Source organism: Mesorhizobium sp. B1-1-6 (genome assembly GCF_006443035.1).
Taxonomy (GTDB): Bacteria; Pseudomonadota; Alphaproteobacteria; order Rhizobiales; family Rhizobiaceae; genus Mesorhizobium.
Genome location: NZ_VFWR01000008.1, coordinates 298,997 through 322,442, shown reverse-complemented (window position 1 = coordinate 322,442; position 23,446 = coordinate 298,997). Strand labels below are relative to the sequence as shown.

At 64.7% G+C, this 23,446-nt stretch carries 19 protein-coding genes; 15 read left to right on the top strand and 4 right to left on the bottom strand.

What is annotated here, in order from left to right:
* Positions 1–45: 45 nt before the first annotated feature.
* From FJ979_RS18495 to FJ979_RS18480, 4 genes are all read right to left on the bottom strand, one after another.
* Positions 46–1,185, bottom strand: coding sequence for an alcohol dehydrogenase family protein (locus FJ979_RS18495; protein ID WP_140582669.1), 1,140 nt, complete (start codon positions 1,183–1,185; stop codon positions 46–48).
* A gap of 105 nt (positions 1,186–1,290) precedes the next feature.
* Positions 1,291–2,670: an aspartate aminotransferase family protein gene (locus FJ979_RS18490; protein WP_140582667.1), complete on the bottom strand. Its 1,380-nt coding sequence runs from the start codon at positions 2,668–2,670 to the stop codon at positions 1,291–1,293.
* Positions 2,671–2,702: 32 nt separating this feature from the next.
* On the bottom strand, positions 2,703–4,196 hold the full coding sequence (locus tag FJ979_RS18485) for an NAD-dependent succinate-semialdehyde dehydrogenase (RefSeq protein WP_140582700.1): 1,494 nt from the start codon (positions 4,194–4,196) through the stop codon (positions 2,703–2,705).
* 199 nt (positions 4,197–4,395) lie between these two features.
* A complete protein-coding gene (locus FJ979_RS18480; protein WP_140517347.1) occupies positions 4,396–4,887 on the bottom strand; it encodes an Lrp/AsnC family transcriptional regulator in 492 nt (163 codons plus the stop codon).
* 83 nt (positions 4,888–4,970) lie between these two features.
* On the opposite strand from FJ979_RS18480, the gene FJ979_RS18475 reads away from it, so the two are divergent.
* The 15 genes from FJ979_RS18475 to FJ979_RS18405 all read left to right on the top strand — a co-directional run bounded on the left by FJ979_RS18475 (position 4,971) and on the right by FJ979_RS18405 (position 23,421).
* Entirely contained in the window at positions 4,971–6,356 is a 1,386-nt protein-coding gene (locus FJ979_RS18475; protein ID WP_140499275.1) for a PLP-dependent aminotransferase family protein, read from the top strand.
* A 221-nt stretch (positions 6,357–6,577) separates the two neighbouring features.
* Complete coding sequence (ehuA, locus tag FJ979_RS18470) at positions 6,578–7,369, top strand: ectoine/hydroxyectoine ABC transporter ATP-binding protein EhuA (RefSeq protein WP_140499274.1); 792 nt, start codon at positions 6,578–6,580, stop codon at positions 7,367–7,369.
* A 93-nt stretch (positions 7,370–7,462) separates the two neighbouring features.
* Entirely contained in the window at positions 7,463–8,314 is an 852-nt protein-coding gene (gene ehuB, locus FJ979_RS18465) for an ectoine/hydroxyectoine ABC transporter substrate-binding protein EhuB (RefSeq protein WP_140499273.1), read from the top strand.
* A 208-nt stretch (positions 8,315–8,522) separates the two neighbouring features.
* Entirely contained in the window at positions 8,523–9,182 is a 660-nt protein-coding gene (gene ehuC / locus FJ979_RS18460; RefSeq protein ID WP_140499272.1) for an ectoine/hydroxyectoine ABC transporter permease subunit EhuC, read from the top strand.
* Positions 9,183–9,198: 16 nt separating this feature from the next.
* The gene (gene ehuD, locus FJ979_RS18455; protein ID WP_140565560.1) at positions 9,199–9,858 is read left to right on the top strand and encodes an ectoine/hydroxyectoine ABC transporter permease subunit EhuD; all 660 of its coding nucleotides are present in this window, start codon (positions 9,199–9,201) and stop codon (positions 9,856–9,858) included.
* Positions 9,859–9,863: 5 nt separating this feature from the next.
* A complete protein-coding gene (eutA, locus tag FJ979_RS18450; protein ID WP_140517339.1) occupies positions 9,864–10,640 on the top strand; it encodes an ectoine utilization protein EutA in 777 nt (258 codons plus the stop codon).
* Positions 10,641–10,668: 28 nt separating this feature from the next.
* Positions 10,669–11,655, top strand: coding sequence for a hydroxyectoine utilization dehydratase EutB (eutB, locus tag FJ979_RS18445; protein WP_140582664.1), 987 nt, complete (start codon positions 10,669–10,671; stop codon positions 11,653–11,655).
* Positions 11,655–12,647, top strand: a complete 993-nt coding sequence (eutC, locus tag FJ979_RS18440; protein WP_140521360.1) for an ectoine utilization protein EutC — start codon at positions 11,655–11,657, stop codon at positions 12,645–12,647. The genes eutB and eutC overlap by 1 nt, the downstream gene beginning before the upstream one ends.
* 138 nt (positions 12,648–12,785) lie before the next feature.
* Positions 12,786–13,964: an ectoine hydrolase DoeA gene (gene doeA, locus FJ979_RS18435; RefSeq protein ID WP_140499261.1), complete on the top strand. Its 1,179-nt coding sequence runs from the start codon at positions 12,786–12,788 to the stop codon at positions 13,962–13,964.
* A 5-nt stretch (positions 13,965–13,969) separates the two neighbouring features.
* Positions 13,970–14,971: a N(2)-acetyl-L-2,4-diaminobutanoate deacetylase DoeB gene (doeB, locus tag FJ979_RS18430; RefSeq protein WP_140499259.1), complete on the top strand. Its 1,002-nt coding sequence runs from the start codon at positions 13,970–13,972 to the stop codon at positions 14,969–14,971.
* A 263-nt stretch (positions 14,972–15,234) separates the two neighbouring features.
* The gene (locus FJ979_RS18425; protein WP_140582661.1) at positions 15,235–19,044 is read left to right on the top strand and encodes a hydantoinase B/oxoprolinase family protein; all 3,810 of its coding nucleotides are present in this window, start codon (positions 15,235–15,237) and stop codon (positions 19,042–19,044) included.
* Between the two features lie 72 nt (positions 19,045–19,116).
* Entirely contained in the window at positions 19,117–20,112 is a 996-nt protein-coding gene (locus tag FJ979_RS18420; protein ID WP_140559887.1) for a sugar kinase, read from the top strand.
* On the top strand, positions 20,109–21,371 hold the full coding sequence (locus FJ979_RS18415) for a D-tagatose-bisphosphate aldolase, class II, non-catalytic subunit (protein ID WP_140559886.1): 1,263 nt from the start codon (positions 20,109–20,111) through the stop codon (positions 21,369–21,371). Before FJ979_RS18420 ends, FJ979_RS18415 begins: the two co-directional genes overlap by 4 nt.
* A gap of 113 nt (positions 21,372–21,484) precedes the next feature.
* Positions 21,485–22,981: an aldehyde dehydrogenase family protein gene (locus tag FJ979_RS18410; RefSeq protein ID WP_140559885.1), complete on the top strand. Its 1,497-nt coding sequence runs from the start codon at positions 21,485–21,487 to the stop codon at positions 22,979–22,981.
* Positions 22,982–23,145: 164 nt separating this feature from the next.
* On the top strand, positions 23,146–23,421 hold the full coding sequence (locus FJ979_RS18405) for a hypothetical protein (RefSeq protein ID WP_140559884.1): 276 nt from the start codon (positions 23,146–23,148) through the stop codon (positions 23,419–23,421).
* Positions 23,422–23,446 lie beyond the last annotated feature (25 nt).

Sequence of the window (23,446 nt, the reverse complement as noted above, 5' to 3'; positions counted from 1 at the left end):
AACAATCGAGGCAGCCGAATGCAGGAACTACTTCGAAAACGCAGGCTACGCTTCCGTCAAGATATGAAACGCTCTAGGGTGCCGCCGTTCAGCCACGGCGTCAGGCACCACCACCAGCTTGCCGACGAAATCCTTGGCGATGAAATCGGCTTGGGCGCGGTGGAAATCGGAAAGCCTGTAGACGCCGCCGACCAGCGGCCGGATCTTGCCTTCCTCGATATAGCGCACGATACGGCGGAAATCCGCACGTGTGCCCTGGCTCGAGCCGTGAAGCTGAAGCTGCTTGAGATACATGGTCCTGAGATCGAGCTGGACGACCGGGCCGGCGATGGCGCCTGCGGTGGTGTAGCGGCCCTCGGGCCTCAGGATGCGCAACAGATCGTTGAAGATCGCGCCGCCGACAAGGTCGGCCACGACGTCGATGGGCTGGCCGCCGGTCGCCTTGGCCACGGCTTGCGGCAGGTCGGCCACGCCACGGGTGATCACGGCTTCGGCGCCGATGTCGAGCACTGCCTGCTCCTTGCCCTTGCCGACGACGGCATAGGGAATGGCTCCGCGCGCCCGCGCCAATTGCACGATGCCGGAGCCGACGCCGCCCGAGGCGCCGGTGACCAGCACGCGTTCGCCGGCCTTGAGCCCTGCACGTTCCAGCATCTGCTCGCCGGTGAGATAGGCGCAGCAGAAGGTGGCGAGTTCGACATCGCTCAAGTCAGTGTCGACGATATGGGCGTTCTCGGCCGGTAAAGCCTGGTATTCGGCGTAACCGCCGTCGCGGCCGTGGCCCATATAGTCAATGTCGGCGAGCGAATCGTCGTCGCGATTGTAGATCGAGAAATCAACCATCACTCGTTCGCCGATGCGATCCGGCGAGACCCCTGCGCCAACGGCGGCGACGGTGCCGACCGTGTCGGTGCCCTGGATGCGCGGGAAGGACAGCGTGTTGCCCTGGCGCCGCCATGTCGACACGGCCCCTGCGTCCTCCTCCGTGCCATAGGCGCCCTGGCGCACCCAGACGTCGGTGTTGTTCATGCCGCAGGCGGTGACCTTGACCAGCACTTCGCCGGCGGCGGGCACAGGCACTTTCACGTCGGTGCGGTAGACGAGCTTTTCCGGGCCGCCGTGGCCGGTAAGCTGCACGGCCGCCATGGTGGCGGGGAGGGTGGGATGAGAGGTCATCGCGTTCACTTCCGAATACTTTGTACGTTGGCGCTGCCCCTCACCTTTACCCTCTCTCCGTGAACGACGAGAAGGTGCCGGCAGGCGGATGAGGGGCAGCGCCGATCTCGACAATTAGAGATTGGCGAACACGCTCCTCACGGCATCGGCGGTCTTGGCCACCACGGTGTCAGCCTCCTCGCGCGTCAGGCAAAGCGGTGGGGCGAAGCCCAGAATATCGCCCTGCGGCATGGCGCGGCCGATGACCCCGCTTGCGGCGAGGGCCGTGGCGATCTGCGGTCCGATCTTCTGCGCCGGATCGAAGAACACACGGTCGTCCTTGTCGGCGACGAACTCGACCGCCGCCAGCATGCCGTCACCGCGCACCTCGCCGACGTTCTTGTGGCCGCCGACGGCCTTGGCCAATTCCGCGCGGAAATAGGCGCCGGTCTCGCCGGCATTCCTCACCAGATCCATCTCATCGATCAGTTCGAGATTGGCCACACCCGCGGCGACGCAGATCGGATGCGCCGAATAAGTCCAGCCGTGACCGAGCGAGCCGAGCTTGTCGGAGCCCTGCACCAGCACCTGCCACATCTTGTCGGCGACGATGACGCCCGACAGCGGCGCGTAGGCGGAGGTCAAGCCCTTGGCGATGGTGATCAGGTCCGGCTTGATGCCGTAATGGTCGGAGCCGAACATGGTGCCCAGCCGGCCGAAGCCCGTCACCACTTCGTCGGCGACCAGGAGCACGTCGTACTTCTTCAGCACCGCCTGGATTTTCTCCCAGTAGCCGGCGGGCGGCGGCACGATGCCGCCAGTGCCGAGGATCGGCTCGCCGATGAAGGCGGCGACGGTCTCGGGGCCTTCGGCCAGGATCATCTCTTCCAGCTTGTCGGCGCAATGCTGCGAGAACTGCTCCTCGCTCATCGAGCGGTCGGCGCGGCGGAAATAATAGGGCGCCTCTGTGTGCAGGATCGGCGCGCGCGGCAAGTCGAAGGCATTGTGGAAAAGATCGAGCCCGGTCAGCGATCCCGTCATGATGCCGGAGCCGTGATAGCCGCGCCAGCGCGAGATGATCTTCTTCTTCTCCGGGCGGCCAAGCACGTTGTTGTAGTACCAGATCAGCTTGATGTTGGTTTCGTTGGCATCCGAACCGGAGAGGCCGAAATAGACCCTCGACATGCCCTTCGGCGCACGGTCGATGATCATCTTCGACAGTGTGATCGAGGCCTCGGTGCCGTGGCCGACATAGGCGTGGTAATAGGCGAGGTTCGTGGCCTGGGCGGCGATGGCGTCAGCGATCTTCTGGCGGCCATAGCCGACATTGACGCAGTAGAGGCCGGCGAAGGCATCGATACTTTTTCTGCCGTTGCTGTCCCAGACGGTGACGCCTTCACCGCCGGCCATGATGCGCGTCGGCGATTCACCGCGCGCGTGGGTGCCCATATGCGTCGAGGGATGGAAGAAGTGATCACGATCCCAGGCGGCGAGTTCGTTGGACTGGTCGAGCATTCTTTTGACTCCTTGAGGAACGTGGACGCGGCTTAAGCGACGTCCAGGCAAAGATATTTGAGATCGGTGAAAGCTTCGAGCCCCTGACGCGAACCCTCGCGGCCAATGCCGGACTGCTTGACGCCGCCGAACGGGATCGGCGCACCGGTGATCTTGACGCGGTTGATGGCGACCATGCCGTAGTCCAGCGCCCTGCCCAGGCGCTGCTGGCGGGCGCCGTTCTCGGTCACGACATAGGCGACCAGACCATATTCAGTGGCGTTGGCGCGCGCGGTCACCTCGTCCTCGCTGTCGAACGGCGTCACGGCTGCGACCGGACCAAACGTTTCTTCGCGCATGATCAGTGCCTCGTCAGATACGTCAGCCAGCAGCGTCGGCTGGTAAAACAACGGGCCGGCCTGGTGCCTTATGCCGCCAACGAGGCAGCGGGCGCCATGGGCGAGCGCGTCGGTGACCTGCTCCTCGACCTTCTTGACGGCGCGCTCATGCATCAGCGGGCCGATGTCGCTTTCGTCGGCAAGGCCATTGCCGGTCCGCAGCGCCTCGATGCGCTTGGTGAAGGCGGCGCAGAAACGATCGTAGATCGGCCGCTGGACATAGATGCGGTTGGCCGCGAGGCAGTCCTGGCCGGACGTGGCGAATTTGGCGTCGACGGCGATGCGCACGGCCTTGTCGAGATCGGCGTCGGCAAAGACGATCAGCGGCGCGTGGCCGCCAAGTTCCATAACCAGCCGCTTCATCGTCGGCGCGCTCTGGGCCGCGATCAGCCTGCCGATCTCGGTCGAACCGGTGAAGCTCATGGCGCGCACGCGCGGGTCCTCGCACATTCGCCCGACAATGATCGACGCCTTGCCTGTGACGACATTGAAGACGCCGGCGGGCAGGCCGGCGCGCTCGCCGAGTTCGGCCAGCGCCAGCGCCGAGAGCGGCGTTTCCGAAGAAGGGTGGGCGACGATGGTGCAACCGGCGGCAAGGGCCGCAGCCGCCTTGCGGGTCAGCATGGCGGACGGGAAGTTCCACGGCGTCACGACGCCGACGACGCCGAGCGGCTCGCGCCGCACCGTCATTTCCGCGTTCGCCAGATGGCTGGTTACGCTTTCGGCGTTGAGGCGCTTTGCTTCCTCGGCATACCATTCGACGAAGGAGGCGGCATAATCGATCTCGCCGAGCGATTCCTTCAAGGGCTTGCCCTGTTCCAACGTCATCAGCAGAGCGAGGTCATCCTTCGCGGCGATGATGAGGTCGAACCATTTGCGCAGGATTTTCGAGCGCTCCTGCGGCAACAGAGCCCGCCAGGCAGGGAAAGCGCGCGCCGCCGCGTCGATCGCACTTGCCGTCTGGCGGCCATCGAGCGCGGCGACGAAGGCCACCGTGGCGCCGGTCGCGGGATCGGTGACCTCGAAGCTCTCCGCCGCCTCGCTTGCCGTCCAGTGCCCGTCGACATAGGCAAGCTCGCGCAGCAGCCGGCGGTCGGCGAGGCGGTCGAGCGCCTCATGGCGGTGCGAACGGGCAAAGTGCGCGGACATCATCGATTGCTCCCGATTGGGGTGACGCCGCAAGACTAGGGGCGTCGGCGCGAAGGATGAGGCTGTTTAGGTGCAGCTATATAGAGAGATTCTCTCTATTCGGCCGGAGAGCAGGACGATCTGTCTAGCCGCAGGGGTGGGGCGGGTGCTTTCGCGCGTTCTCCGAGCGTACGGTGCCAGATGAACGCTGGTTTCGATCTCAGGACTGCACCGGCAACAGATCGGCAAGCGGTAGCACGGTCTCGTCCTTCACCGTCTTGATGACGATGTAGGTGAAGTAGCGATCGATGCCGATTTCGCGTTCGAGCAAGGCATCGACCAGCCGCTGATAGGTATCGATATCGCGCGCCATCACCTTCAGAACGTAGTCGACGCCGCCGCCCACCGACCAGCAGGCTACAATCTCAGGTATGTCGCGGATGACACGCTCGAAGCGGTCGAAATCGGCCTGGCGGTGGCTGGCCAGCGTCACCTCCATCAGCACGGTGGCGACGGGTGCGACGACGCGCATGGCAATCGAGGCATGATAGCCGGAGACGATGCCGGCCTTTTCCAGCTTGCGCAGCCGCATCCAGCACGGCGTCGGTGACAGGCCGACCTTGTCGGCCAGCGCCAGCTTGGTGATGCGCCCGTCACGCTGGATCGCGTCGAGGATTCTGAGGTCGATCGGGTCGAGTTTCGCGGCGGCCATCTGTATCCACTTTTTGGTCCGCCGTACCATGACGGCGCATTATTTCGATTGTCAATTGCACTGATTTCGATCTCTAATAAGTCATGACATTGTGGCAACCTGATCCCGCGCTCATCCGGCGGCCCGCCTACCAGTCGCTGGCCGACCAGTTCGCACGCGCCATTCATGACGGGCGGCTCGCAAACGGCGCGCGGCTGCCGACGCATCGCCGGCTGGCCGACGAGTTGAAGCTGTCGGTGCAGACGGTCAGTCGCGCCTATGAGGAACTGATTCGCCGCGGCCTGATCTCGGGCGAGATCGGCCGCGGCAGCTTCGTCCAGACGCAGCGGCGCGAGCCTGAGCCGCCCTATCTGCCGGAGCGGCTGGGCGAAGTGATCGATCTCTCGATCCTGAAGCCGGTCTGCGAGCCGATGCATCTGGAGCGGCTAAAGCAGGCGCTGGGCTGGCTGGCCGACAACCTGCCGTCGAGTTCGGCGCTGTCGTTCCGGCCCAACATGGTGTTTCCCCGTCACCGCGCCGTGGCGGTCGAGTGGCTGAAACTGTGCGGTCTCGATGCCTCGCCGCAGAATATCAGCCTGACCAATGGCGCTACCGCCGGCATGACGGTGGCGCTGATGAGCGTGGCGCCGCCCGGCTCGACCGTCGCCACCGAGGCGATCGGCCACCATACGCTGGTGCCGCTCGCCCGCTATCTCGGCTTCAACCTCGAAGGCCTGCCGATAGACGGCAATGGCCTTATCCCGGAAGCGCTGGACGAGGCCTGCCGGATCTCCGACATCCGCGCCGTGTTCGTGCAGCCTTCGGTGATCAACCCGACGGCGACGCTGATGGATGCGGCGCGGCGCGAGCAGATTGCGGCGGTTGCGCGCAGGCACGACATAGCCATCATCGAGAACGACGTGCTGGGGCCGCTGGTCGAGGACCGGCCGCCGCCGGTCGCCGCCTTCGCGCCTGAACGCACGCTCTACGTCACGTCCTTCACCAAGATCGTGGTGCCGGGCCTGCGCATCGGCTATCTCGCCGCACCCGACCGCTATGTCGCCGCGGTCGCCAACCGGCATCTGGTTTCCAACTGGATGGCGACGCCGCTGGTGGCGGAAATCGCCACCAAATGGGTGACCGACGGCACCGCGATGGAACTGGTGCGCTGGCAACGCACAGCATTGCGGCGACGCCAGGACATCGTCGCCGAGGTGCTGGCCGGCGTCGACTATCGCACCCGGCGCGACGGACTGCATGTCTGGTTGCAGTTACCGGCCGACCGTGCCGAGGAGAGCTTCGTCGCCCAGGCGCGCCTGCAAGGCGTGGCGATCGCGCCCGGCGCTTCCTTCCGCATCTCGCAAGCGCCCTGGCAACCGGCGGTGCGCATCTCGCTGGGTTCGACCACCGAGGGGGAACTGCGCGCCGGCCTCGGCGTTGTCACCAAGTTGCTGCTTGGCGACCCTGAGCATCTGCTGCTCGCAATCTAGCGAGATGTGCCGCTATCCAGACGATGCCGATCGCCAAAGGCGTCCCCGGTGCTGTCATTTTCGGTTCGACTTGATCTCGATCTCGGCACATTGCTAGGCACTGAATGCCCAAGAATTGTCCGGGATCAGAATAATTGTCATGATATTATTTTCCCAATTGACATGATTTGGCGGGTTCCGCATCGTTAAGGGCATAGGCTTCTCCAGCACGGGAAATTCGTTTGTCCGCATCCGCGCCTATCATCAAGGTCGATGGCATTTCGAAAAGCTTCGGCACCTTCAAGGTGCTGGATGGCCTGTCCATGCAGGTCATGCCCGGCGAGAAGCTGGCGCTGATCGGCCCGTCCGGCTCGGGCAAGACGACGATCCTGCGCATCCTGATGACGCTGGAGCGCATCGATGGCGGCCACATCCAGATCGACGGCGAGCATCTCTATCACATGGAGCGAAACGGCCAGCTGCTGGCTGCCGACGAGCGGCATCTGGCCAGGATGCGCCAGAAGATCGGCATGGTTTTCCAGCTGTTCAATCTGTTCCCGCACAAATGCGTCATCGACAATGTCACGCTGGCGCCGATGCTGACCAAGGGCACGCCGCGCGCTGCCGCCGAGAAGCGGGCGATGGAATTGCTCGACATGGTCGGCATGGCCGACAAGGCCAAGGCCATGCCGGCACAGCTTTCGGGCGGCCAGAAGCAGCGCGTCGCGATTGCCCGCGCGCTGGCGCTGTCGCCCCGGATCATGCTGTTCGACGAGGTCACCTCGGCGCTCGATCCCGAACTGGTCGAGGAGGTGCTCAACGTGATGCGCAAGCTCGCGGCCGAAACCGACATGACGATGCTGCTCGTCACCCATGAAATGGGCTTTGCCCACGACTTCGCCGACCGGGTGCTGTTCTTCGACCGCGGCCGCATCGTCGAGGAGGGCAAACCCGATGAGATTTTCCGCCATCCCAAACAGGAGCGCACGCAAGGTTTCCTGAAGAAGATCATCGCGGCCGGACATCGCGTCTGACCGCCATGCCAGAGGCGGCGACACCGTCCGCAAGGGCGGTATTGCCGTCCTGAAATGACTGCAACCAAGAACACAAACATGGAGTTGGGAACAATGAAAAAACTTGGCATTCTGGCCGGCGTCGCCGGTCTTGCGCTGACCGCGGTGCTCGCGGCCTCGAACATCGGATCGGCCGACGACAGCAAGCTCGAGCAGCTGAAGGCGCAAGGCTTCGCCCGCCTCGCCATCGCCAACGAGCCGCCCTACACGGCGGTCGCCGCCGACGGCAAGGTTTCGGGCGCCGCGCCCGACGTGGCGCGGGAAATCTTCAAGCGGCTGGGCGTCGCCGACGTCGCCGCCTCGATCTCGGAATATGGTGCCATGATCCCCGGCCTGCAGGCCGGCCGCTTCGACGTCGTCACCGCCGGGCTGTTCATGAAGCCGGAGCGTTGTGCGGCGGTTGCCTATTCCGAGCCGGTGCTGTGCGACGCCGAGGCGATGCTGGTGAAGAAGGGCAATCCGAAGGGCTTCAAGAGCTATGAGGATGTCGCCAAGGACACCTCCGCTACCATCGGCGCGCCCGGCGGCGGCACTGAGGAGAAGCTCGCGCTCAACGCCGGCGTGCCGCGTGACCGCGTCATCGTCGTGCCCGACGGCCAGAGCGGGCTGAAGATGGTGCAGGACGGCCGCATCGACGCCTATTCGCTCCCCGTCCTGTCGATCAACGATCTGATGAAGAAGGCCAATGACCCGAGCCTCGAAGTCATAGCACCCGTGCAGGGCGCGCCCGTCTATTGCGACGGCGCCGCTTTCAAGAAGGGTGACGAGGCGCTGCGCGACGCCTTCGACGTCGAGCTCGCCAAGATGAAGAAGTCGGGCGAGTTCGCCAAGATCATCGAGCCCTACGGCTTCTCGGCGGCGGCGGCGATGTCGACGACGCGCGACAAGCTCTGCGCGGCGAAATAAGCGCTTTTCCCTTCTCCCCGTCCACGGAGAGAAGGTGGCTGAAGGGCCGGATGAGGGGCAGCGCGCGTTTTTGCGAGCTTGGAGCCGCGCCTCATCCGCCTGCCCGTCCTTCGCGGCAGCTGCGCTGCAGCTAAGGAGGGTGAACCGGCAACTTCTCCCCGTGAGAGAGGAGAAGTTGCTAAAACCAAACGTTGGAAGCCTCTGATCCATGACCCAATGGTCCGGCTATCTCGGCCTGATATTGCAGGGAGCGCTTGTCACCATCGAGCTGACGCTGATGGGGTCGGTGCTGGCCCTCGTGATGGCCTTCCTGGCCGGCATGGGGCGGCTGTCGCGCTTCTTCGCGTTGCGGGCGCTCGCCACCGCTTATATCGAGTTCTTCCGCGGCACATCGATTTTCGTACAGCTGTTCTGGGCCTATTTCGTGTTGCCCCTGGCGGGCGTCGAACTCACTCCGCTGCAAGCCGGCGTGCTGGCGCTGGGCCTCAATGTCGGCGCCTATGCGGCGGAAGTGGTACGCGGTGCCATCCAGTCGGTCGGCGCCGAGCAGTACGAGGCCTGCACGGCTCTCAATCTCGGCCGCTGGCAGGGCATGCGCCATGTCATCCTGCCGCAGGCGCTTCTTGTGATGCTGCCGACCTTCGGCAACAACGCCATCGAACTGCTCAAGGCGACATCCGTCGTCTCGCTGATTTCGCTCGCCGATCTCACCTTCCAGGCGCAGGTGGTGCGCTCGCAGACCGGCAGCACGCTGATGCCGTTCACCACCATCCTGGTGATCTATTTCGCGCTCGCGCTCGTCATCTCCTGGGGCGTGCGGTCGCTGGAGCGGCGCATGGCGCGCGGCCTCGACGGAGTGCGCGTCTGATGGATTGGGCCCTGTAATGGATTGGGACTGGGATTTCGTCCGGCAGATTCTGCCGACGCTGATCGAGGGGGTGAAGATCACCATCCTGGCGACGGTGCTCGGCTCGGTGCTGGCGGCAATCGTCGGGCTGGGCATCGCACTGGCCCGCCGCTCGCCGAACAAGATCATGTCGCGCACGGTCGGCTGGGCGGCCGAATTCATCCGCGGCACGCCGCTGCTGGTGCAGCTCTACTTCATTTTCTACGTGCTGCCCGATTTCGGCATCCTGCTGCCGCCGCTGGTGGCCGGCGTCATCGGGCTTGGGCTGCACTACGGCACCTATACGGCGGAGGTCTATCGCGCCGGCATCGAGAACGTGCCGCGCGGCCAGTGGGAGGCGGCCAAAGCCTGCAATCTCAGCGCTCGGCAGACCTGGACCCACATCGTCATACCGCAGGCAATCCCGCCGATGATCCCGGCGCTGGCCAATTATTTCATCGCCATGTTCAAGGAGACGCCGCTGCTGTCGGCGATCACCGTGCTGGAGCTGATGAACCAGGCCAAGAGCGTCGCCAACACCTATTACCGCTATGTCGAGCCGATGACGCTGGTCGGCGCCTTCTTCCTGATCATCAGCCTTTTCTCGGTTATGCTGCTGCGCTGGCTGGAACATCGCTACGGCAAGATCGAAAGGTAGTTCCCATGAAGCCGCTTCCCGAAATCAGGCTGATGCCGACAAGGCCCGCACTCGAGGTGCGCCCGTTGGAAAAGCGCGTCGGCCTGATCATCCTGGCCACCGACCACACCAGCGAGCCGGACTTCCGTCGCATGGTGGCGAGTGAGAGGATCGGCATCTATGTCGCCCGCATCCCCTATAAGAATCCGACCACGCCTCAGAATCTGCGCAAGATGCAGCCCGAACTGACGGCTGGCGCGGCGCTGATCCTGCCGGACGAACCGCTCGACGCCATCTGCTACTCCTGCACGTCGGCCTCCGTGGTGATCGGCGATGCCGAGATCGAGGCGGCGATCCAGGCGGCCAAGCCTGGCGTGCCCGTGGTCACGCCGCCGATGGCGGGCGTGCGCGGACTGAGGGCTCTGGGCGCGAAGAGGATCAGTATTCTCACCCCCTACACCGTCGAGACGAGCCGGCCGATGGCGGCCTATTTCGCCGAACGCGGCTTCGAGATCGCCAGCTTCACCTGTCTCGGCTTCGAGGATGACCGCGAGATGGCGCGCATTGCGCCGGCAGCCCTCGTCGATCTGGCGCGCGAGGCGACTGACCCGCAGGCCGAGGCGTTGTTCGTGTCCTGCACGGCGCTGCGCTCGGCGCTGGCGGTTGCCGCGATGGAACAGGCTATCGGCCGCCCGGTCGTCACCAGCAACCAGGCGAGCGCGTGGAATTGCCTGCGACTGTGTGGCGATGATGTGCCGCGTCCGGAGTTCGGGCGGCTGACGACCTTGCCGCTTGGACAGTAAGGTCATGTCCTGCATGCACGAGCGACCCATGACGCACGCCGTCGCCCTTTCAGACATCCGCGCCGCGCGCCAACGCATCACCAGCAAGGTCGAGCCGACACCGGTCGTGCCATCCGAGAGCCTGTCGGAGCGGCTCGGCCTTCCCGTTCACCTCAAGCTGGAGCACCGCCAGATCACGGGCAGCTTTAAGCTGCGTGGCGCCTCGAACGCCATTGCTTCGCTCAATGCCGAGCAGCGGGCACGCGGTGTTGTCGCGGCTTCGACCGGCAATCACGGCCGCGCACTCGCCCATGCCGCCAGGCTCGAAGGCATGCGCGCGGTTGTCTGCATGTCGCGGCTGGTGCCTCGGAACAAGCTCGATGCCATCCGCTGCCTCGGCGCGGAAATCCGCATTGTCGGCGACAGCCAGGACGACGCGCAGCAGGAGGTCGAGCGGCTGGTGGCGCAAGAGGGTCTCGTGATGCTGCCACCCTTCGACCATCCCGACATCATCGCCGGGCAGGGCACGCTCGGGCTGGAGATCATGGAGCAGGTTCCTGGCGCCGCTCTGGTGCTGGTGCAGCTCTCCGGCGGCGGGTTGGCCTCCGGGATTGCCGCAGCGGTCAAGGGCGTCAGGCCGAGCACAAAGGTCGTCGGCATCTCGATGGCGCGCGGCGCGGCGATGAAAGCCAGCCTCGATGCGGGGCGCCCGGTGCAGGTGGAGGAGCTGCCGACGCTGGCGGATTCGCTCGGCGGCGGCATTGGCCTCGACAACCGGCTGACCTTTTCCATGTGCCGAGACCTGCTCGACGACGTCGTGCTGCTTTCCGAAGACGAGATCGCCGCCGGCATCCGCCATGCCTATGAACAGGAGCGCGAGATCGTCGAGGGCGCCGGCGCGGTCGGTATCGCTGCGCTGCTTGCCGGCAAGGTGAAGCCAAACGGACCGGTGGTCGTTCTGCTTTCCGGTCGTAATATCGATATGAGCCTGCACAGAAAGATCGTTTGCGGCGAAGTAGTTGCGGAGCGCGCCTGATGAACCGGATGACCATCCTTACCGAGAAAGAACTACGCGAGATCGTAGCTCTCGATCTCGACGCCGTCGCTTGCGTCGAAAACGCCTTCCGGGCGCTCGCTACCCTGCCGGTGGCGATGCCGCCGATCCTGCGGCTCGACATCCCCGAGCATCGCGGCGAGGTCGACGTGAAGACCGCCTATGTGCCTGGCATCGATGGCTTCGCCATCAAGATCAGCCCCGGCTTCTTCGACAATCCCAAGCTCGGCCTGCCCAGCGTCAACGGCATGATGGTGCTGCTGTCGGCAAAAACCGGTCTGGTCGAGGCGTTGCTGCTCGACAATGGCTATCTCACCGACGTCCGCACCGCAGCCGCCGGGGCGGTCGCCGCAAAACACCTGTCGCGGCCGGACTCATCCATTGCCGCCATCTTCGGCGCCGGCGTGCAGGCCGGATTGCAGCTTGAGGCGCTGCGCCTGGTGCGGCCGATCGAAGAAGCCCGCATCTGGGCGCGCGACGCGGCCAAGGCGCAAGCCGCGGCCGGCGCCTTGAGCGAAAAACTGGGCATCGTGGTGCGCGCAGAACCGGATGCGGCCAAGGCGGTCGCCGGCGCCGACATCATCGTCACCACCACGCCCTCGACAGAACCATTGATCAAGGCCGGCTTCGTCTCGGCCGGCCAGCACATCACCGCCATGGGCTCGGACGCCGAGCACAAGAACGAGATCGCACCGGCAATCCTGCGCATGGCCGATCTCTATGTCGCCGACAGCGCAAGGCAGACGCGCCGGCTCGGTGAATTGCACCATGCCATCTCCGCCGGCGTGATGGCGGCGGACACGGAGGTGGCCGAACTCGGTCAGATCATCGCCGGCGAACGGCATGGCCGGCGTGCGGCGGACGACATCACCATCGCCGACCTGACCGGCACCGGCGTGCAGGACACCGCGATCGCCACGCTAGCCCGTGACCGGGCCCGGGTCGCGAAAGCCGGAACCATTTTTGAAAGTTGATGCTGGCCGCAAGAGCATGATCCGGAAAAGTGGGAACCGGTTTTCCGAGGAGATCATGCTCAAACAAAAAATTACCTGGAGCCAGATTCAACGGAAGTTGAAGCGGGTTCCAGGGCCCAACAAACGAGGACCAACAAAATGCAACCGAATTTGAAATTCTCGCGAAGCGAGTATGCGGATCGCCTCGCCAAAACGCGGAAAGCCATGGCGGCGAAAGGCGTCGATCTGCTTATTGTCAGCGACCCCTCCAACATGGCCTGGCTCACCGGCTATGACGGCTGGTCCTTCTACGTGCATCAGGCCGTCATCGTGCCGCCGTCGGGCGAGCCGGTCTGGTATGGCCGCGGTCAGGACGCCAACGGCGCCAAGCGCACCGCCTATCTCGCGCATGACAACATCGTCGGCTATGCCGATCACTATGTGCAGTCGACCGAGCGCCATCCGATGGATTTCCTGTCGAGCGTGCTTGCCGATCGCGGCTGGGGCAAGCTGACCGTCGGCGTCGAGATGGACAATTACTGGTTCTCGGCCGCCGCCTTCGCCTCTTTGCAGAAGCACCTGCCCAATGCCCGTTTCGTCGACGCCACCGCGCTGGTCAACTGGCAGCGCGCTGTGAAGAGCCCGACCGAGATCGACTATATGCGCAAGGCCGCCCGCATCGTCGAGGCGATGCACCAGCGCATCGTCGACAAGATAGAGGTCGGCATGCGCAAATGCGATCTCGTCGCCGAGATCTATGATGCCGGCACGCGTGGCGTCGACGGCATCGGCGGCGACTATCCAGCGATCGTGCCGCTGCTGCCGTCGGGCGCCGACGCCTCGGCGCCGCACCTGACCTGGGACGACAAGCCGATGAAGTCGGGCGAGGGCACGTTCTTCGAAATCGCCGGGTGCTACAACAGGTATCATTGCCCGCTGTCGCGAACAGTGTTCCTCGGCAAGCCAACACAGGAATTCCTCGATGCGGAGAAGGCGACGCTCGAAGGCATGGACGCGGGGCTCGCGGCAGCCAAGCCCGGCAACACGTGCGAAGACATCGCCAACGCCTTCTTCGCGGTGTTGAAGAAATATGGCATCGTCAAGGACAACCGCACCGGCTACCCGATCGGCCTTTCCTATCCGCCGGACTGGGGCGAACGCACGATGAGCCTGCGCCCCGGAGATCGCACCGAGCTGAAGCCCGGCATGACCTTCCATTTCATGACCGGCCTGTGGCTGGAGACGATGGGGCTGGAAATCACCGAATCCATCCTGATCACCGAGACGGGCGTCGAGTGCCTGGCCAATGTGCCGCGCAAGCTGGTGGTGAAGAATTGAAACCGATGTCCGACCTTCGTCCGTCGCCGGTCTCGCCCTCGGTCGATTTCGATCGCGACGGCGCACAGCACGGTTTCCTGCGCCTGCCCTACAGCCGCGACGATTCGGCGTGGGGCTCGGTGATGATCCCGATCTGCGTCCTGCGCAACGGCAAGGGGCCGACGGCCCTGCTGACCGGCGGCAATCATGGCGACGAATATGAAGGGCCGCTGGCGCTCTATGATCTGGCGCGCACGCTCGATCCCGCCCAAGTCAGCGGCACGGTCATCATCGTGCCGGCGATGAACTATCCGGCCTTCCGCGCCGGCACGCGCACCTCGCCGATCGACAAGGGCAACATGAACCGCAGCTTTCCAGGCCGGCCAGACGGTACGGTGACGGAAAAGATCGCCGATTATTTCCAGCGGGAGCTGCTTCCCCGCGCGGATATCGTGTTCGACTTCCATTCCGGCGGCAAGACGCTGGACTTCGTGCCGTTCTGCGCCGCCCATACGCTGCCGAACAAGGCCCTGGAGCAGAGGGCCTTCGCGGCGGTCGAAGCCTTCGCGGCGCCGTTCTCGATGCGCATGATCGAGATCGATGCCGTCGGCATGTACGATACCGCCGCCGAGGACATGGGCAAGGTGTTCGTCACCACCGAGCTCGGCGGTGGAGGCACGTCGAGAGCCGAGACGGTGCGGATCGCCCGGCGCGGCATGCTCAACGTGCTGAGGCATGCCGGCATCGTTGCCGGTGCGGTCGAAAAGACGCCAACCCAATGGCTCGACATGCCGTCCGGCGATTGCTTTGCCTTCGCGGAGGAAGACGGCATGGTCGAGACGATGGTCGATCTCGGCGAGCCTGTCGAGAAGGGCGCGGTGCTGGCGCGCATCCATTCCACCGGCCGAACCGGCATCGCCCCCCAGGAGATCCGGGCAAAAATGTCGGGCATGTTGGCGGCGCGGCATTTCCCCGGCCTGGTCAAGGCCGGGGACTGCGTCTCGGTGGTTGCCGCATTGGTCGACTAACGGAAGGGTGGGCCTGCACGGCGGGCAGGCTTGGACCTATCTCGCATTCTTCCACCCTGGATCCAGATAGCGGCCGGCGAGCCAGCCCGGCCGCGCTCACGGCTCCGGCCGGCGCGTCGCGGCGGCACGTGCCTTGCCATCGCCTCAGACATCCAAAGCCACCGTCATCGAAGAGGCGCCGGCGCGACGACTTGTTCCGGCGCGAACTCGGGTATCAAAGAGTATGACTTTGCTGCCATACTCGCGATAAAGAGGGTGTCGGAATGCAACAAAAATGGGATTTCTGGATCGACCGCGGCGGCACGTTCACCGATGTCATCGGCCGTGATCCCGAGGGCGGCCTGCATCCGCGCAAGCTTCTATCCGAAAATCCCGAGGCCTATGCCGACGCGGCCATCCAGGGCATTCGCGACCTTCTCGGCCTGCGCCCCGGCGAGCCTATACCCGCCGGGCTGATAGGCGACGTAAAGATGGGCACAACGGTCGCCACCAATGCGCTGCTGGAGCGCAAGGGCGACCGCGTGCTTTTGCTCATCACCAAGGGATTTCGCGATGCGCTGAGGATCGCCTATCAGGCGCGGCCCGACATCTTCGCCAAGGAGATCATCCTCCCCGAACAGCTCTACGAGCGCGTCATCGAGGTCAACGAGCGCGTGCTTGCCGACGGCTGTGTCGAACGGCTGCTCGACATCGCTGCCTGTCGCCCGGCGATCGAACAGGCAAAGGCGGACGGCATCGACGCGGTCGCCATTGTCTTCATGCACGCCTGGAAATATCCCGATCACGAAAAGGCAGTCGCAAAGGTCTGCCGCAAGCTCGGTTTCGGCCAGGTTTCGGTCAGCCACGAGGTGTCGCCGCTGATCAAGCTGGTCGGCCGCGGGGACACCACCGTGGTCGACGCCTATCTGTCTCCGATCCTGTCGAGATATGTGCAAAGGGTAGGCCAGGAACTCGGCGTTCTCTCCCCCCTCGAGGGAGAGATGTCAGCGAAGCCGGCAGAGGGGATCGCCGCAGAAGGCACCACCAAGACGTCGAACCCCGTCGATCCGACCCGACCCGGCGGCTTCGCCGCCACCCTCCCCTCGAGGGGAAGGGAAAATCCCCGCCTGATGTTCATGATGTCTTCTGGCGGGCTGACCGCCGCGGACCTGTTCCAGGGCAAGGATGCGCTGCTGTCTGGCCCGGCCGGCGGGGTCGTCGGCATGGTCGAGACGGCAAAGATCGCCGGCTTCGAAAAGGTGATCGGTTTCGACATGGGGGGCACCTCCACCGATGTCGCCCATTATGACGGCGAATATGAGCGCGCCTTCGATACCGAGGTCGCAGGCGTGCGCGTGCGCGCGCCGATGATGCGCATCCACACCGTGGCGGCCGGCGGCGGCTCGGTCCTGCACTACGAAGCAGGCCGCTTTCGCACCGGCCCGGACTCCGCCGGCGCCAATCCAGGCCCCGCCGCCTACAGGCGCGGCGGCCCGCTCGCCGTCACCGACGCCAACGTCATGCTCGGCAAGCTGCAGCCGGATTTTTTCCCGACCATCTTCGGCCCCGGCCAGAACGAGCCGCTCGATGTGGACACCGTTCGCCAGAAATTCACCGCGCTCGCCGCCGAAATCGGCGACGGCCGCTCGGCCGAAGCGGTCGCCGAAGGTTTCGTCACCATCGCGGTCGAAAACATGGCGAACGCCATCAAAAAGATCTCGGTGCAGCGCGGCTACGATGTCACCGAATATCTCCTGAACTGTTTTGGCGGCGCAGGCGGCCAGCACGCCTGCCTGGTCGCCGACGCACTCGGCATGGAGGCGGTGCTGATCCATCCGTTTTCCGGCCTGCTGTCGGCCTACGGCATCGGCCTGTCTTCGGTCTTTGCCTCACGCCAGCAGGCCTTGCTTGCACCGCTGGCGGAAGAATCCAGACGGGCAATCGAAGGCCTGATCGCGGCCTTGCAAACCGCCGTTGTCGCGGAACTCGCCGCACAAGGCATCGCCGAGGACGCGGTGATCGCCAGACCGGCGCTGCAGATCCGTTATGACGGCACCGACACCGCACTTCCGGTGCATTTCGACCATGGCTCGATGTTGCGGGCGAGGGCCGATTTCGAGGCCGCTCACAAGGCGCAATTCGGTTTCGTCTATGAGGACAAGCCGATGATCGTCGAAGCGGTGAGCGTCGAGGGGATGGAGGCGGGCGGCGAGCTGAATGCCGAAGCCTATGCGCCGGCGGGGCAGCCATCAAAAGCCAGGGCCGAGGAGGTCCGGCGGATCTATACGGAAGGAAAATGGCACGAAGCCGACGTCTGTCGGCGCGAGGCCTTGCGGCCGTCCGATCGGGTCGCCGGCCCCGCACTAATCATCGAGCCCAACCAGACGATCGTCGTCGAGCCGGGCTGGCAGGCCGAGATCACGGCCAGGAACCACGTGCTGATGCGGCGCACCAGCAAGAAACGCCGGCAGGCAGCACTTGGCACCGAGGCCGATCCGGTGATGCTGGAAGTGTTCAACAATTTGTTCATGTCGATCGCCGAGCAGATGGGCGTGACGCTGCAGAACACCGCCTATTCCGTCAACATCAAGGAAAGGCTGGATTTCTCCTGCGCCGTTTTCGACCGGAACGGCGCGCTGGTCGCCAATGCGCCGCATATGCCGGTGCATCTGGGCTCGATGGACCGCTCGGTCGAGACCATCATCCGGCTGAATTCCGGCGACATTCATCCCGGCGACGTCTTTGCCCTCAATGCCCCCTATAATGGCGGCACGCATCTGCCCGATATCACGGTGGTAACGCCGGTTTTCGAGGAAGAGCGGCCGATTTCCCCCACAAGAGGGGAGATTAGCCAATCGCCCAAGATCCTCTTCTGGGTGGCCTCGCGCGGCCACCACGCAGACATCGGCGGCACCGCGCCGGGCTCGATGACGCCACTTGCCACCACGGTCGACGAGGAAGGCGTGCTGTTCGACAATTTCCGTATCGTCGATCGCGGAAAGTTCCGCGAGAATGAGCTGCAGACGCTGCTCACCGATCACCGCTATCCGGCCCGCAATCCGCACCAGAATATCGCCGATCTCAAGGCGCAACTCGCTGCCAACGAAAAGGGCGTGGCGGAGCTGCGCAAGATGGTGGCGCATTTCGGGCTCGATGTCGTGGAGGCCTATATGGGCCATGTGCAGGACAATGCGGCCGAGAGCGTGCGGCGCGTGATCGAGCGGCTGCCGGATACATCGGCCTATGAATATCCCACCGACACCGGCCAGGTGATCAAGGTGAAGATATCGGTCGACCGGCAAAAGCGCGAGGCGACGGTCAATTTCACCGGCACGTCGCCGGTGATGAAGAACAATTTCAACGCGCCAGAGCCTGTCGCCCGGGCCGCGGTGCTCTATGCCTTCCGCGTCATGGTCGAGGACATGATCCCGATGAATGCCGGTTGCCTGAGGCCGATCAACATCATCATCCCGGACGGCTCGATGCTGAAACCCGCCTATCCCGCCGCCGTCGTCGCGGGCAACGTCGAGACCTCGCAGCACGTCACCAACGCGCTGTTCGGCGCCATGGGCGCCATGGCCAATGCGCAAGGCACCATGAACAATTTGACCTTCGGCAACAGCAAGTACCAGTATTACGAGACGATCTGTTCCGGTTCGCCCGCCGGCGAGATGAATTCCGGCCGCGGCTTTGCCGGCACGTCGGGCGTTCACACCCATATGACCAATTCGCGCCTTACCGATCCGGAAATACTGGAGCTGCGGTTTCCGGTGATGCTGGAGGATTTCCACATCCGCGAAGGCTCCGGCGGCAAGGGCAGGTGGAATGCCGGCGACGGCACGAAGCGCACCATCCGTTTCCTGGAGAAGATGGAATGCGCCATCCTGTCCTCGCATCGCAACCGGCCGCCGCAAGGGCTTGACGGCGGTGGCGATGGCGAGGCCGGCTCGACCAAGGTGCGCCGCAAGGACGGCAAGGTCGAGGTGCTGAAAGCCTGCGACCAGACGGTGCTTCAGGCCGGCGACGCCGTCATCGTGACGACGCCGACGCCCGGAGCGTTTGGAAGGCCGGAGCCAGGGCCGTCCAACGTTTGATAGAATCGCGGAACCGCTCTATCCATTTTTTGGAATCCGGATTTCCCTTGCCTTTCACACCGGGCCTTCGCCATGCCAAGCAAATCCCCATTGAAGACACTGGCGCCCGATGGACTCGGGCCGACCGTCACCGTCGGCGAGATCCTGGTGGAGATCATGGCCACAAGCCGTGGCAATGGCTTTCTCGAGCCCATCGAGCTGACCGGACCTTATCCGAGCGGGGCGCCGGCGATCTTCATCGACCAATGCGCCAGGCTTGGCGGGCGGGCCGGCATCATCGCCTGCGTCGGCGACGATGATTTCGGCAGGATCAATGTCGAGCGCCTGCGCCGGGACGGTGCGGATGTCACGGCCATCGCCGTCAGCCCCGACTATCCGACGGGCAGCGCCTTCGTGCGCTACCGCGAGGACGGTTCGCGCGACTTCGTCTACAATATCGGCAAATCGGCCGCGGCGCGGGTCGGCTTGACCCCTGAGGCCAGGGCGCTGCTGGCGCGTTCGGGCCATTTGCACGTCATGGGCACCGCACTCAGCATTCCCGTCATTTGGGAGGTGCTCGACCATGCCATCGATGTGGTCAAGGGACGTGGCGGAAGCATCTCGCTCGATCCCAATCTTCGCAAGGAACTGCTCGGCCATGGCCAGACGCGCGAGCGCTTCGCACGGCTTCTCGACATTGCGGATCTGATCCTGCCGTCGGGTGAAGAACTCCACACCGCTTCGGGCAACGACAATGAAGCCGACGCGCTCGCCTCGCTGTTTGCCCGCGGCGCCGGCGAGGTCGTCGTCAAGCGGGGCGCGTTGGGCGCGTCCCTGTTCGGCGCCGACGGCAGCCGCGTCGAGTCGCCCGGCTTCCTGGTCGAGGAGATCGATCCGACCGGCGCGGGCGACTGTTTTGGCGGCGCCTACATCGCCTGCCGCAGGCTCGGCATGCCTGCCGTGACCGCCCTCGATTACGCGAATGCGGCAGGCGCGCGCAACGTCACGCGGCAAGGCCCGATGGAAGGAGCCGGCACGCGTGCCGAACTCGATCTGTTCATTGCCAACACGCCAAGGCGACGCCCGTGACCGATCCATTGCTGAAACTTGCAAATTCCCGGCGTCAAGGCGCGGCGGAAGGCATCACCTCCGTCTGCTCGTCCCATCCAGTCGTGATCCGGGCCGCAGTGCGCGACGCCGCGTTGTTCTCCCGGCCGCTGCTGATCGAGGCGACCTGCAACCAGGTCAACCAGTTCGGCGGCTATACCGGCATGCAGCCCGCCGACTTCGTCGCGGCGGTGACCGCTATTGCCGGCTCCGAAGGCCTTGCGCCCGAGCGGGTCATCTTCGGCGGGGATCATCTCGGTCCCAATCCATGGCGAAGGGAAGATGCCGGCGCGGCCATGGCGAAGGCCGAGGACATGGTGTCCGCCTATGTCCGGGCCGGTTTCCGCAAGATCCATCTCGATGCCTCCATGGGATGCGCGGGCGAGCCGGCGGCGCTGGATGACGCTACGATTGCCAGGCGCGCCGCCCGCCTGGCGCGCAAGGCCGAGGACGCCGCCAGCGGGACCGACCGGCCACTCTACGTGATCGGCACCGAGGTTCCGCCGCCGGGCGGAGCGGATCATCTCATCGGCGAAATCAGCCCCACAAGCCTGTCCGCGGTCCAGCACACACTGGCGGTGCATCGGCAGATCTTCCACGAGAACGGCCTCGCAGACGCCTTCTCGCGGGTCATCGCCGTGGTGGTGCAGCCGGGCGTGGAGTTCGGCAACGAGAACGTGGTCTTCTACGATCGCGCCAAGGCGCTGCATCTGCGCGAATTGCTCGACCAGGAAGCGGGCCTGGTCTACGAAGCCCATTCCACCGACTATCAGACGCAAGCGGCCCTACGCGAACTGGTCGAGGACGGCTTTGCCATCCTCAAGGTGGGGCCGCAGCTGACTTTCGAACTGCGCGAAGCGCTCTATGGGCTGGACCTGATCGCCTCCGACCTGTTGCCCGACTACGGCGCGCGCCCGCTTTATCAGACCATGGAAGCGCTGATGACGGCCGATGCCAAGGACTGGCACAGCCACTACCACGGCTCTGCGGCGCAACAGCGCGTGCAGCGGCATTATTCGCTGTCGGACCGCATACGTTACTACTGGAACCATCAGAAGGCGATGGAAGCTGTCCAGCGATTGACAGCCGCCCTGTCGGGGCTGGCCGTGCCGGTGACGCTGTTCCATCAGCATCTGCCCGCGCTTGACCGCTTTGCCGGGCAGCCGCTCGATCCGGAGGCGGTGTTGGTGGCCGCGGTTCAGCAGGCGCTGGAGGGCTACCGCTTCGCCTCCAGCGGTTGAGCGGCCGATAGCCAGGGGACGCAGTTCGGTCATTTCGACGACTTGTCGGCTTACTTGCTTGAGGTGTGCCTGCACCGGAGTAATAGTCGCGACGGAATGGCGAGGAGGAGGATATGACGCTGAACTTCGACCCAAGGGCGAAGGCCGCGACGCTCTACCATGGTGAATTCCGGCCGATGTTCATCGGCGGCAAATGGGTCGCTGCGCAGTCCGGACAGGAGATGCAGGCGCTCAACCCGGCGACGGGGCAGGTGTTGGCGACGGTGCCGCGCGGAGGCGCCGCCGACATCGACGCGGCGGTGGCGGCTGCGCGCACCGCTTTCGAAGGTCCGTGGTCCGGATTTTCGCCTTACGAACGGCAGTGCGTGCTGCTCAGGATCGCCGATCTCTTCGAGAAGAACTGGGAAGAGCTCTGCGTCTCCGACACGCTCGACATGGGGCTGCCGATCACGCGCACGCTCGCCAACCGGCGCCGGGTCATCGGCATGCTGCGCTTCTATGCCGGGATGGCGACCGCGCTGCATGGCGAATCAATCGACAATTCGATCCCGGGCGAGATCGTCAGCTTCACCCGGCGCGAGCCGGTGGGCGTGGTCGGCGCCATCATTCCCTGGAACGCGCCGACCGCCGCGTCGATCTGGAAGATCGCGCCGGCGCTGGCGACTGGCTGCACGATCGTGCTGAAACCTTCCGAGGATGCATCGCTGACGCCGCTTTTGATCGCGCGGCTGATGCAGGAAGCGGGCGTTCCCGACGGCGTCGTCAACATCGTCACCGGAACCGGGGCCGAAGCCGGCGCGCGGCTCGCCGAACATCCCGACGTCAACAAGATCGTCTTCACCGGCTCGACGCTCACCGGCCAGGCGATCGCCCGGGCGGGTGTTGCCAATCTAAAGCGCGTTTCATTAGAACTCGGCGGCAAGTCGCCGCTCATCGTGTGCCGCGACGCCGATATCGACAAGGCCGTTCCGATCGCGGCGATGGCTGTCTTCGTGCATTCGGGCCAGGTCTGCATCGCCGGTTCGCGGCTGTTCGTGGCGCGCGAAATCCATGACGAGTTCGTGCGCCGGCTCGCTGACTTCGCCGGTAGGCTGCGCATCGGCCACGGCATCGAAGCCGAAACCGAAATGGGGCCGCTCATCAATGCGAGGCAGGCCGGCAAGGTTGAGGGTTACATCAAGGCGGGCAGCGAGGAGGGCGCGGAACTGGTCGCCGGCGGATCGCGCCTGACCGGCGGTCTCTATGACGGCGGCAATTTCATCGCCCCAACCGTCTTCGGCGCAGTGTCCGACACGATGACCATAGCGCGCGAAGAGATCTTCGGGCCGGTTATCTCGGCAATGCCCTTCGATACGCTTGACGAAGCCGTCGCCCGCGCCAATACAACGCCCTATGGGCTGGCCGCCGGCATCTTCACCACCCATCTCGGCACGGCGCACAAGCTCGCTCGCCGGGTCAAGGCGGGTTCCGTCTGGGTCAACATGTACCACGCCATCGACCCCGCCGTGCCGTTCGGCGGCATGAAAATGTCGGGCTACGGCCGCGAGGGCGGCATCGAACATCTGCACGAGTATCTGGAGACCAAGTCGGTATGGATCCAGACCGACTAAGGCCTTTGTCGGTTGTCAGGCGAGCCGGCCTGCGCCGCCGGTTCCCAGGCTGCCGCTCATGCACGCCGGCTGCAAATCAACCGGCGCCCGTTCTCAGGAACTTTTCTTTATCCGGCGATTTTTGGATATAAGATGAAATCCGGTTGGCCAGGAAGGTATTGTCGATGACGACGAAACGCTTCGCGATCTGCGCTCTCGCCCTTGTGATGGGCTGCGGCATCGCCTCTTCGGCGTCCGCCGGGGCCAGGCACCGCCACCACCAGGGCGAACCCGAACGCTATGTTCCCGCTGACGGCGATATTATCGACATACTGTTCGGCGGCCCGCGCTACTATGACCGGCAGCTTGTCACGACGGCCGCCGGCGCCTGTTCCTACCACCGGGTGGGGCCGGATGCGAATGCGCTGAACAAGATCAACGATCACCATTGCGGAAAATAGCGGGCCGACCGCTCCGCAAGCAGGC

Coding starts and splice junctions, on each gene's coding strand:
- FJ979_RS18490 (WP_140582667.1), bottom strand. CDS start 2,670: ATGCTCGACCAGTCCAACGAACTCGCCGCCTGGGATCGTGATCACTTC.
- FJ979_RS18485 (WP_140582700.1), bottom strand. CDS start 4,196: ATGTCCGCGCACTTTGCCCGTTCGCACCGCCATGAGGCGCTCGACCGC.
- FJ979_RS18480 (WP_140517347.1), bottom strand. CDS start 4,887: ATGGCCGCCGCGAAACTCGACCCGATCGACCTCAGAATCCTCGACGCG.
- FJ979_RS18475 (WP_140499275.1), top strand. CDS start 4,971: ATGACATTGTGGCAACCTGATCCCGCGCTCATCCGGCGGCCCGCCTAC.
- ehuB (WP_140499273.1), top strand. CDS start 7,463: ATGAAAAAACTTGGCATTCTGGCCGGCGTCGCCGGTCTTGCGCTGACC.
- ehuC (WP_140499272.1), top strand. CDS start 8,523: ATGACCCAATGGTCCGGCTATCTCGGCCTGATATTGCAGGGAGCGCTT.
- ehuD (WP_140565560.1), top strand. CDS start 9,199: ATGGATTGGGACTGGGATTTCGTCCGGCAGATTCTGCCGACGCTGATC.
- eutA (WP_140517339.1), top strand. CDS start 9,864: ATGAAGCCGCTTCCCGAAATCAGGCTGATGCCGACAAGGCCCGCACTC.
- eutB (WP_140582664.1), top strand. CDS start 10,669: ATGACGCACGCCGTCGCCCTTTCAGACATCCGCGCCGCGCGCCAACGC.
- eutC (WP_140521360.1), top strand. CDS start 11,655: ATGAACCGGATGACCATCCTTACCGAGAAAGAACTACGCGAGATCGTA.
- doeA (WP_140499261.1), top strand. CDS start 12,786: ATGCAACCGAATTTGAAATTCTCGCGAAGCGAGTATGCGGATCGCCTC.
- doeB (WP_140499259.1), top strand. CDS start 13,970: ATGTCCGACCTTCGTCCGTCGCCGGTCTCGCCCTCGGTCGATTTCGAT.
- FJ979_RS18425 (WP_140582661.1), top strand. CDS start 15,235: ATGCAACAAAAATGGGATTTCTGGATCGACCGCGGCGGCACGTTCACC.
- FJ979_RS18420 (WP_140559887.1), top strand. CDS start 19,117: ATGCCAAGCAAATCCCCATTGAAGACACTGGCGCCCGATGGACTCGGG.
- FJ979_RS18410 (WP_140559885.1), top strand. CDS start 21,485: ATGACGCTGAACTTCGACCCAAGGGCGAAGGCCGCGACGCTCTACCAT.
- FJ979_RS18405 (WP_140559884.1), top strand. CDS start 23,146: ATGACGACGAAACGCTTCGCGATCTGCGCTCTCGCCCTTGTGATGGGC.